Source organism: Ramlibacter sp., assembly GCF_035706265.1.
Lineage (GTDB): Bacteria > Pseudomonadota > Gammaproteobacteria > Burkholderiales > Burkholderiaceae_C > Ramlibacter.
Genome location: NZ_DASSVG010000487.1, coordinates 1 through 9,756, shown reverse-complemented (window position 1 = coordinate 9,756; position 9,756 = coordinate 1). Strand labels below are relative to the sequence as shown.

Here is a 9,756-nt window from a genome sequence, read left to right as displayed (position 1 = left end):
AGGATCAGGTCCTGCCCCAGCACCCGCACCGCCTTGAGCGCGCGCTGCGCCATGCGCGGATCGAGCCGCGGCTCGAATTCGTCGACCAGGGCCACGGGCTGCCAGTACTGGCGCATGACCGCGCCGCAAGGCGAGCCCGGGCCGATGCGCGTGACGAGTTCGTTCTGCTCCGCCTTCATCGGGCTCCCTTCAGTGCAGCGCGTGCACCAGCTGGCTGGCGCACACGTGGACGGCGACGTTGGCTTCGTCGAGCACGCGGCCCATGAGGATGAAGCCGTGCAGCTCGCGCTCGAAGTTGACCAGGGTCGCGCGGCTGCCCGCTTCGGACATCTTCTGCGCGTACTGCAGGCCCTCGTCGCGCAACGGATCGAGGCCCGCCGTGAGGATGAAGGCCGGCGGCAGGTCGGCGTGGTTGGGCGCCAGCAGCGGCGAGGCGCGCCAGTCCGCATCGTGCGCGTCGCCGCCGAAGTAGTGGTCGTGGAAGTAGTCGATCAGCTCCGTCGTGAGCATGTAGCCCTGGCCGTTCGCCTGGTGCGAGGGCCAGCCGCGGCGCTGGTCGGTGGCGGGATAGATCAGGAGCTGGAAGGCGATGGGCAGGTTGCCGGCATCGCGCGCCTGCAGCGCGACGACTGCCGCGAGGTTGCCGCCGGCACTGTCGCCGCCCACCGCGAGGCGGTTGGCATCGACCTTGAGGGCCGCGGCGTTGTCGCTGATCCAGCGGGTGGCCGCCATGGCGTCCTCCACCGCGGCGGGAAAGCGATGTTCGGGCGCGAGCCGGTAGTCGACCGCGATCACGGCCGTGCCGGACAGGTTGCACAGCTCGCGGCACAGCGTGTCGTGCGTCTCGAGGTCGCCGATCACCCACCCGCCGCCGTGGAAGTAGACCAGCACCGGCAGCACGTCCTCGTCCGGCGTGCCGAGCGGGCGGTAGCAGCGCAGCCGGATCGGCCCGGCCGGCCCGCGGGCCTCCGCTTCGCGCAGCGACGCGACGTGCGGCGGTTCGGGCTGGGTGAAGAAGCGGCGCTCCAGGTAGTACGTCCGCGCGTCGGCGGGCGAGAGCGTGTGCATGGGCGGGACGCCCTTTTCCTCGATCAGGCGAAGCAGGGCCTGGGCCTGCGGATGCAGCATGGCGGTCTCCTGTCGGTCGTTGTCCTTCCCAGTGTAGAGGAGGGCGGCGTTATGCTCACGCTCCATGAAGCTGTACAACTACTTCCGCTCCTCCGCTTCCTTCCGCGTGCGCATCGCGCTGGAACTCAAGGGTTTGTCCTATGAGTACCTGCCGGTGCACCTGGTCAAGGGCGAGCAGAAGCAGGAGGCGTACAGCGCCGTCTCAGCTTCGCAGCTGGTGCCGACGCTGCAGACCGACGAGGGCGAACTGCTGGGCCAGTCGATGGCGATCGTCGAATACCTGGACGAGACGCATCCCGAGCCGCCGCTGCTGCCGCGCGATGCGCTGGGCCGCGCCCGCGTGCGCGCGCTGGCGCAGCTGGTGGCCTGCGAGATCCATCCGCACAACAACCTGCGGGTGCTCAAGTACCTCGTGCGCGAGCTGAAGGTGGACGAGGCGGCCAAGAACGCCTGGTACCGCCACTGGGTGCGCGACGGGCTGGAGAAGTTCGAGCAGGAGCTCGCGCGCCTGCCCGCCGGCACCTACTGCTATGGCGACACGCCCACGCTGGCCGACTGCTGCCTGGTGCCGCAGATCTTCAACGGCAAGCGCTTCGGCGTCGACTTCACTGGCCTCACGCGCACCATGGCCGCCTTCGAAGCCTGCATGCGCCATCCGGCCTTCCAGAAGGCGCAGCCTTCGAGCTGTCCTGACAACGAGGCATGACCCCTGACTGGCCCGCGCCCGCGGGCGTGCGGGCCTTCTGCAGCGAGCGCGCGGGCGGCGTTTCCCAGCCGCCCTACGACAGCCTGAACCTGGGCGACCACGTCGGCGACGACGAGGCCGCGGTGCAGGAGAACCGGCGCCGCTTCGCCGCCACGCTGCAGGCGCGGCCGGTGTTCCTCAAGCAGGTGCACGGCCAGGGCGTGGTGCGGCTCGATGCGGCCACGCCCGACATGACCGAGGCCGACGCCTGCTGGACCACCGAGCGCGGCCTGGCCTGCACGATGATGGTGGCGGACTGCCTGCCGGTGCTGCTGGCGGACACGCAGGGCCGCGTCGTCGGCGCCGCGCATTGCGGCTGGCGCGGGCTCGCCGGCGGCGTGCTCGAAGCGCTTTGGACGCAGATGGCCGGCACCGCCGGCGCGCCGCAGGAGATGCTCGCCTGGCTCGGCCCCTGCATCGGGCCCGAGGCCTTCGAAGTGGGCCCGGAGGTGCGTGCCGCCTTCGTCGCCCACGATCCTTCGGCCGCGGATCTCTTCCGACCTCACGGCGAAACCAAGTTCCTCGCCGACCTGCCGGGGCTCGCGCGTCGCCGCCTCACCGCCCTGGGCATGACCGCGATCCACGGCAACGACGGCTCCCGCGACTGGTGCACCGTCGGCAATCCCTCACGGTTCTTTTCGCACCGGCGGGACCGGGTCAGCGGGCGCTTCGCCGCCTCCGTCTGGCTCGCCTGAGGCGGCCGCCGCCGCTGCTTCCCGTCGCTCCCGCGCCGCGCGTCGCGCCGGCCGGCCCATGAGGTAGATGACGAGGGCCACCGGGCCCACGCCATAGAGTAGAAAGGTGAAGACCGCACCGAGCAAGGTGCCGTTCGGGTGGTTGGCTTCCGCGACGGCCATCATCAGCGCCACGTAGGTCCAGGCGATCACGACCAGGTACATCTCAGTACCAGTTTTGTATGTTGCGCTGCAACATGATTGATGGAATACTGCGGGTTTCCCCGAATAAGACAATAGGAGACAGCGGATGAATGCCGATGTGGACTGGGCTTCGCAGGCGAGGCAATTCCAGCAGGAATTGGGCAGCCAGTGGGCGCGTGCCTTGCAGTCCTTCCAGCAGGTTGCGCTGCCGTCCGCGGCCGGCAGCTTCCCCACGCTGACATTCTCGCCCGAGAAGCTGCGCGAGCTGCAGCAAGCGTACGTGCGCGAAGCCTCGGACCTGTGGAACCAGGGCCTGTCCGACCGGCCCGCCCCTGCCGACAAGCGCTTCGCCAACGATGCCTGGTCGCGCAACCCGGTGGCCGCTTTCTCCGCCGCGGTCTACCTGCTGAACGCCCGCACGCTGCTCGGCCTGGCCGAGGCGGCCGAGACCGACGCCAAGACCAAGGCGCGCCTGCGCTTCGCCGTCGAACAGTGGATGGCGGCCTCGGCGCCGAGCAACTTCATGGCGCTGAACGCCGAGGCGCAGCAGAGGGCGCTGGAGACCCAGGGCGAGAGCATCGCCCGCGGCGTGCAGAACCTGCTGGCCGACCTGCAGCAGGGCCACGTCTCCATGACCGACGAGAGCGCCTTCGAGGTGGGCCGCAACGTGGCCACCACCGAGGGCGCCGTGGTGTTCGAGAACGAGCTGTTCCAGCTGATCGAATACAAGCCCCTGACGAAGCAGGTGTACGAGCGGCCCTTCCTGGTGGTGCCGCCCTGCATCAACAAGTTCTACATCCTCGACCTGCAGCCGGAGAACTCGCTGATCCGCTTCCTGGTGGAGCAGGGCCACCGCACCTTCGTGGTGAGCTGGCGCAACCCCGACGCCTCGCTGGAAGACAAGACCTGGGACGACTACATCGGCGACGGCGTGCTGAAGGCGATCGAGGTCGCGCAGGACGTCGCCGCCGCCAGGCAGATCAACGCGCTGGGCTTCTGCGTCGGCGGCACGCTGCTGGGCACGGCGCTCGCGGTGCTGGCCGCGCGCAAGCAAAAGCCGGTGGCTTCCGCCACCCTGCTGACCACCTTCCTGGATTTCACCGACACCGGCATCCTCGACGTCTTCATCGACGACGCCTTCGTGCAGTTCCGCGAGATGCAGATGGGCCAGGGCGGACTGCTCAAGGGCCAGGAGCTCGCCTCCACCTTCAGCTTCCTGCGGCCCAATGACCTGGTGTGGAACTACGTGGTGGGCAACTACCTGAAGGGCGAGACGCCGCCGCCCTTCGACCTGCTGTACTGGAACAGCGATTCCACCAACCTGCCGGGGCCCATGTACGCCTGGTACCTGCGCAACACCTATCTCGAGAACAACCTGGTCCAGCCGGGCAAGTGCACCGTCTGCGGCGAGAAGGTGGACCTGCGCAAGGTGGACGTGCCGGTCTACATCTACGGCTCGCGCGAGGACCACATCGTGCCGATCGCCGGCGCCTATGCCTCGGTGAAGCACCTGCCGGGCAAGAAGCGCTTCGTGATGGGCGCCTCCGGCCACATCGCCGGCGTGATCAACCCCCCTTCGAAGAACAAGCGCTCGTACTGGACCAACGACAAGCTCCCCGCGAGCTTCGACGAGTGGCTCCAGGGCGCCAAGGAGCATGCCGGCAGCTGGTGGCCCGATTGGGCGGCCTGGCTCAAGCCGCAAGCCGGCAAGCAGATCGCCGCACCGAAGACCTACGGCCGCGGCGCGAAGTACAAGGCGATCGAGCCCGCACCGGGCCGCTACGTCAAGGCGAAGGCATAAGCCTTCGCGCGGGGGCAGGGCTTGGGGCCCAGGGGCTAGGGAAACAGCTTCTGGCCCCCGGCACCTTTCCCCGCCATAACGCAAAGAAACCCTGGCCTCCAGCCTCCAGCCTCTAGCACCTCAAGGAGTCCCCATGCAAGACATCGTCATCGTATCCGCCGTCCGCACTGCCGTCGGCAAGTTCGGCGGCTCGCTCGCCAAGATTCCGGCTTCCGAGCTGGGTTCCATCGTGATCAAGGAGGCGCTGGCGCGCGCCAAGGTCGATCCGGCCCAGGTCGGCGAAGTGATCATGGGCCAGGTGCTGGCCGCGGGTGCCGGCCAGAACCCGGCGCGCCAGGCGCTGCTGAAGGCCGGCCTGCCCAAGGAAGTGCCGGGCCTGACCATCAACGCCGTCTGCGGCTCGGGCCTCAAGGCCGTGATGCTGGCCGCGCAGGCGGTCGCCTGGGGCGACAGCGAGATCGTGGTGGCCGGCGGCCAGGAGAACATGAGCGCCTCGCCGCACGTGCTGCTCAACTCGCGCGACGGCCAGCGCATGGGCGACTGGAAGATGATCGACTCGATGATCGTCGACGGCCTTTGGGACGTCTACAACCAGTACCACATGGGCATCACGGCGGAAAACGTCGCCAAGGCCCACGCCATCACCCGCGAGCAGCAGGACGCGCTGGCGCTCGCCAGCCAGCAGAAGGCCGCCGCGGCGCAGGACGCCGGCCGCTTCAAGGACGAGATCGTGCCGGTGGCGATCCCGCAGAAGAAGGGCGACCCGCTGCTGTTCGACGCCGACGAATACATCAACCGCAAGACCAACGCCGATGCCCTGTCCGGCCTGCGCCCCGCCTTCGACAAGGCGGGCACGGTGACGGCCGGCAACGCCTCGGGCATCAACGACGGCGCCGCCGCCGTGGTGGTGATGAGCGCCAAGAAGGCGGCCCAGCTCGGCCTGAAGCCGCTGGCGCGCATCGCGGCCTTCGGCACCTCCGGCCTCGATCCGGCCACGATGGGCATGGGCCCGGTGCCCGCCAGCCGCAAGGCGCTGCAGCGCGCCGGCTGGAAGCTCGACGACGTGAACCTGTTCGAGCTGAACGAAGCGTTCGCCGCCCAGGCCTGCGCCGTCAACAAGGAGCTGGCGATCGACCCCTCCAAGGTCAACGTGAACGGCGGCGCGATCGCCCTCGGGCACCCGATCGGTGCATCCGGCGCCCGCATCCTGGTGACGCTGCTGCACGAGATGCAGCGGCGCGAGGCGCGCAAGGGCCTGGCCGCCCTCTGCATTGGGGGCGGCATGGGAGTTTCCCTTGCGGTCGAACGCGCCTGAGCGCCTAGATTGGATTACCACCAACTTCAGAAGGGAAGAGAAATGGCTCAGAAGGTTGCATACGTCACCGGCGGCATGGGCGGCATCGGCACCGCGATCTGCCAGCGCCTGCATCGCGACGGCTTCAAGGTGATCGCGGGCTGCGGCCCCACGCGCGACTACAACAAGTGGCTCGACGAGCAGAAGGCGCAGGGCTACACCTTCTACGCCTCGGTCGGCAACGTGAGCGACTGGGAGTCGACCGTCGCCGCCTTCTCCAAGGCGAAGGCGGAGCACGGCCCGATCGACGTGCTGGTGAACAACGCCGGCATCACGCGCGACCGCATGTTCCTGAAGATGACCCGCGAGGACTGGGACGCGGTGATCGACACCAACCTGAACTCCATGTTCAACGTGACCAAGCAGGTCGTGGGCGACATGGTGGAAAAGGGCTGGGGCCGCATCATCAACATCTCCTCGGTCAATGGCGAGAAGGGCCAGGCCGGCCAGACCAACTACTCCGCCGCCAAGGCCGGCATGCACGGCTTCACGATGGCGCTGGCGCAGGAGCTGGCGAACAAGGGCGTGACGGTGAACACGGTGGCCCCCGGCTACATCGGCACCGACATGGTCAAGGCGATCCGCCAGGACGTGCAGGACAAGATCGTCGCCACCATCCCCGTCAAGCGCTTCGGCGAGCCGAGCGAGATCGCCTCCATCATCTCCTGGCTGGCGGGCGAAGAAAGCGGCTATTCCACCGGGGCGGAGTTCTCCGTCAACGGCGGGTTGCACATGAACTGATCGTTTCTCTCTCGCGCACGCCCAGGCGGAGCCGAGCACGCCTGCGCAGCGCGCTGCTGAAGCCCTGTCACCCCACCTCCGCGGGAATGACAGGGCTTCTTTCTTTTTGGCGACAAGAGCCCGCGTGCTACTCGACGACGTCCTCGATCACCAGCATGCGGTACTTCTGGCCGAAGGACATGGGGACGTCGCGCAGGAGTTCCATCACCCGGTCGGAAGCCGCCTGTTCCGGCGCGTGGATGAACAGGCCGTGGTGGCCGCGGGCCACCAGGTCGGCCATCTTGCGCACGGTGTCGCCTTCCGTGCCGGCGGAGGGCAGGATGGCGTCGTCGCCCTCGGTGCCCGCGATCTCGCGCTGGAAGTCCGCCGGCGTCATCAGCATCATCCTGTCCTCGGCGACGCCGCCGCCGGCGAGCTTGCGCGCGGCTTCGCGGGCCTGCTGCTCGCCCGGGAACAGCAGCACCAGCCAGCCGGTCGGATAGAACACGCCGCGCATCGTGCGCATCTCGGAGTTCAGTTGGAAGGGCCTCATGCCTGATCCTTTCTTCCTTTCCGGGCCCATTCCAACCTGCACGGCAGCGCTGGGCTGTAGTCGGGCGCGGAGGCTGGCGGTAGGAAGCGGCCGGACAGGGCCCGTGCGCCGAACGGGGACAATAGGGGGGTGACTTTCGACCCGCGCAACTGGCGCATGTCGGTGGCCCCCATGATGGACTGGACCGACCGGCACTGCCGCTTCTTCCACCGCCTGCTGAGCCGCCGCACCCGCCTGTACACCGAAATGGTGACCACGGGGGCGCTGCTGCATGGCGACGTGCCCCGCCACCTCGATTTCGACGCCTCGGAACATCCCGTGGCCCTGCAGTTGGGCGGCAGCGAGCCGGCCGACCTGGCCCGCTGCGCCCGCCTGGGCGAGGAGTGGGGCTACGACGAGATCAACCTCAACTGCGGCTGCCCCAGCGAGCGGGTGCAGCGCGGCGCCTTCGGCGCATGCCTGATGGCCGAGCCGCAGCTGGTCGCCGACTGCGTCAAGGCGATGGTGGATGCGGTGGACGTCCCGGTGACGGTGAAGCACCGCATCGGCATCGACAAGGTGGAGAGCTACGAGTTCGTGCGCGACTTCGTCGGCACGGTGGCCGAGGCCGGTTGCCGCGTGTTCATCGTGCATGCGCGCAACGCCTGGCTCAAGGGCCTCTCGCCCAAGGAAAACCGCGAGGTGCCGCCGCTGCGCTATGAGCTGGTGCACCGGCTCAAGCGCGAGTTTCCGCAGCTCGTGATCGCCGTCAACGGTGGGATCACCGCCGACGAAACGGTGCAGGAACAACTCCAAGAACTGGACGGGGCCATGATCGGCCGCGAGGCCTACCACCATCCGTGGTGGCTGGCGCGCTGGGACGCGCTGTACTACGGCGAGCCGGCTTCCTCGCTGCGGCGCGAGCAGGTCGAGGAGGCGATGGTGCGCTACATGGAGCGCGAGCTCGCGGAACGCGGCACGCCCTGGGCCTCGATCGCGCGCCACATGATGGGGCTCTACAACGGCTTGCCGGGGGCGCGACGCTGGCGCCAGGTGTGGAGCGACCACCGGCTCAAGAGCGAGCCGGCACGCGAAGTGATGCGGCAGGCCCACGAGGGGCTGGCGCTGGCCGCCGCCTGAGGTCCCCGCGCAGGCGGCATCCGCGCCTTCGCGACCCGCGAGCCCCTCGGATGGGCCACTGGCCGCTGGGCCGCTGGGGCAGCGGGGTGGCCACTGGGTCCGGCCCGGAGGGGGTTTGTCCGTCTCACTCCATGTCCTCCGGCACTGGCTGAAGCCAGTGCCTCCCCCTTTACTTCCGGAGACGGACAAACCCCCTCCGAGCCTGCAGCGCGATGAACGCGCCCACAGCAAAGGCATCCGGGCGATGCCGCTCGGGGCACGCACCTACGGCGTAGCGCTGCCTACGGCGTTTCCGGAGGATCGATCGCCCATCTCTTGCGCGGCGCAGGCGCAGGACGGGTTTGTCCGCCTCCGGAAGTAGAGGGGGAGGCACGGCCTTCAGGCCGTGCCGGAGGACATGGAGTGAGGCGGACAAATCCGTCCTGCGCCGGACCGAGGCGCCACGAGCGCAGCGCGGCACACAAGGCGCGATGGACTCGTGGCGCGCGCATGCAGCGAGGCGCAAAGTGTCGAACTGTGCCAGTCGGGACCAGAACAGCTTGGTGCACCGACGCGAATCTGTTCCGGACCACAACGCGCCCCCAGCACAGGAATGACGTTGCGGCCAAATTGCTTTAGACTTAAACAATCCAGGTCTGGAGCAAGCATGAACATCGTCTGCATCGGCGGCGGGCCCGCGGGGCTCTATTTCGCCCTGCTCATGAAGAAGCAGGATCCCGCCCACCGCATCCGGGTGGTGGAGCGCAATCGGCCCTACGACACCTTCGGCTGGGGCGTGGTGTTCTCGGACCAGACGCTCGGCAACCTGCAGGCGGCCGATCCCGAGACGGCGGGCCAGATCCTCGACGCCTTCAACCACTGGGACGACATCGAGGTCAACATTCGCGGCCACCGCATCGTCTCGGGCGGGCACGGCTTCTGCGGCATCGGCCGCAAGCGCCTGCTGAACATCCTGCAACGCCGCTGCGAAGCGCTGGGCGTGGAGCTGGTGTTCGAGTGCGACGTGCAGGGCGACGAGCAGTTTCCCGACGCCGACCTCGTGATCGCCAGCGACGGCCTCAACAGCCGCATCCGCACCAAGTACGCCGCGACCTACCAGCCGGAGATCGACCTGCGCCGCAACCGCTTCGTCTGGCTCGGCACGCACAAGCGCTTCGAGGCTTTCACCTTCGCCTTCGAGGAGACGCCGTACGGCTGGTTCCAGGCCCACGCCTACCAGTTCGACGGCGACACCTCCACCTTCATCGTCGAGACGCCGGAGGAGGTGTGGCTGAAGGCGGGCCTCGACAAGATGGGCAAGGAGGAATCGATCGTCTTCTGCGAGCGCGTGTTCGCGAAGCACCTCGATGGCCGCGGCCTGATCTCCAACGCGACGCACCTGCGCGGCTCGGCGCAGTGGATCAAGTTTCCGCGCGTGGTCTGCCGCAGCTGGGTGCACCACAACGGCCGCGCGCCCGT

At 68.5% G+C, this 9,756-nt stretch carries 10 protein-coding genes; 7 read left to right on the top strand and 3 right to left on the bottom strand.

The genetic code is table 11. The features are described 5' to 3' along the window. Positions 1-189 precede the first annotated feature (189 nt). Entirely contained in the window at positions 190-1,128 is a 939-nt protein-coding gene (locus VFM98_RS17440; protein WP_325111169.1) for an alpha/beta hydrolase, read from the bottom strand. Between the two features lie 64 nt (positions 1,129-1,192). Here VFM98_RS17440 and maiA point away from each other — a divergent pair, with 64 nt between their 5' ends. After that, a complete protein-coding gene (gene maiA, locus VFM98_RS17435) occupies positions 1,193-1,834 on the top strand; it encodes a maleylacetoacetate isomerase (RefSeq protein WP_325111168.1) in 642 nt (213 codons plus the stop codon). Next, complete coding sequence (pgeF, locus tag VFM98_RS17430; RefSeq protein ID WP_325111167.1) at positions 1,831-2,568, top strand: peptidoglycan editing factor PgeF; 738 nt, start codon at positions 1,831-1,833, stop codon at positions 2,566-2,568. The genes maiA and pgeF overlap by 4 nt, the downstream gene beginning before the upstream one ends. Here pgeF and VFM98_RS17425 read toward each other — a convergent pair. Next, complete coding sequence (locus tag VFM98_RS17425; RefSeq protein ID WP_325111166.1) at positions 2,500-2,772, bottom strand: hypothetical protein; 273 nt, start codon at positions 2,770-2,772, stop codon at positions 2,500-2,502. The two genes, pgeF and VFM98_RS17425, sit on opposite strands and share 69 nt — an antisense overlap. A gap of 85 nt (positions 2,773-2,857) precedes the next feature. On the opposite strand from VFM98_RS17425, the gene phaC reads away from it, so the two are divergent. The 3 genes from phaC (at position 2,858) to phbB (ending at position 6,647) form a co-directional block, all read left to right on the top strand. Continuing rightward, positions 2,858-4,552 carry a class I poly(R)-hydroxyalkanoic acid synthase gene (gene phaC / locus VFM98_RS17420; RefSeq protein WP_325111165.1) on the top strand — a complete coding sequence of 565 codons (1,695 nt, stop codon included), beginning with the start codon at positions 2,858-2,860 and terminating at the stop codon, positions 4,550-4,552. A 133-nt stretch (positions 4,553-4,685) separates the two neighbouring features. After that, on the top strand, positions 4,686-5,867 hold the full coding sequence (locus VFM98_RS17415) for an acetyl-CoA C-acetyltransferase (protein WP_325111164.1): 1,182 nt from the start codon (positions 4,686-4,688) through the stop codon (positions 5,865-5,867). Positions 5,868-5,909: 42 nt separating this feature from the next. Continuing rightward, positions 5,910-6,647: an acetoacetyl-CoA reductase gene (gene phbB / locus VFM98_RS17410; protein ID WP_325111163.1), complete on the top strand. Its 738-nt coding sequence runs from the start codon at positions 5,910-5,912 to the stop codon at positions 6,645-6,647. A 127-nt stretch (positions 6,648-6,774) separates the two neighbouring features. On the opposite strand, the gene VFM98_RS17405 is transcribed toward phbB, so the two are convergent. Further along, positions 6,775-7,179, bottom strand: a complete 405-nt coding sequence (locus VFM98_RS17405) for an RNA-binding protein (protein WP_325111162.1) — start codon at positions 7,177-7,179, stop codon at positions 6,775-6,777. Between the two features lie 156 nt (positions 7,180-7,335). Between VFM98_RS17405 and dusA the strand changes: the two genes are divergently transcribed. Together dusA and VFM98_RS17395 are read left to right on the top strand one after the other, a co-directional pair. Then, on the top strand, positions 7,336-8,298 hold the full coding sequence (dusA, locus tag VFM98_RS17400) for a tRNA dihydrouridine(20/20a) synthase DusA (RefSeq protein WP_325111170.1): 963 nt from the start codon (positions 7,336-7,338) through the stop codon (positions 8,296-8,298). Positions 8,299-8,944: 646 nt separating this feature from the next. Beyond that, on the top strand, positions 8,945-9,756 hold an 812-nt coding region (locus tag VFM98_RS17395), incomplete at its 3' end, for a lycopene cyclase family protein (protein WP_325111161.1).

Excerpts from the sequence above, each read along its gene's own strand:
- maiA (WP_325111168.1), top strand. The coding sequence starts at position 1,193 with ATGAAGCTGTACAACTACTTCCGCTCCTCCGCTTCCTTCCGCGTGCGC.
- VFM98_RS17425 (WP_325111166.1), bottom strand. The coding sequence starts at position 2,772 with ATGTACCTGGTCGTGATCGCCTGGACCTACGTGGCGCTGATGATGGCC.
- pgeF (WP_325111167.1), top strand. The coding sequence starts at position 1,831 with ATGACCCCTGACTGGCCCGCGCCCGCGGGCGTGCGGGCCTTCTGCAGC.
- VFM98_RS17405 (WP_325111162.1), bottom strand. The coding sequence starts at position 7,179 with ATGAGGCCCTTCCAACTGAACTCCGAGATGCGCACGATGCGCGGCGTG.
- phbB (WP_325111163.1), top strand. The coding sequence starts at position 5,910 with ATGGCTCAGAAGGTTGCATACGTCACCGGCGGCATGGGCGGCATCGGC.
- dusA (WP_325111170.1), top strand. The coding sequence starts at position 7,336 with ATGTCGGTGGCCCCCATGATGGACTGGACCGACCGGCACTGCCGCTTC.
- phaC (WP_325111165.1), top strand. The coding sequence starts at position 2,858 with ATGAATGCCGATGTGGACTGGGCTTCGCAGGCGAGGCAATTCCAGCAG.
- VFM98_RS17415 (WP_325111164.1), top strand. The coding sequence starts at position 4,686 with ATGCAAGACATCGTCATCGTATCCGCCGTCCGCACTGCCGTCGGCAAG.
- VFM98_RS17440 (WP_325111169.1), bottom strand. The coding sequence starts at position 1,128 with ATGCTGCATCCGCAGGCCCAGGCCCTGCTTCGCCTGATCGAGGAAAAG.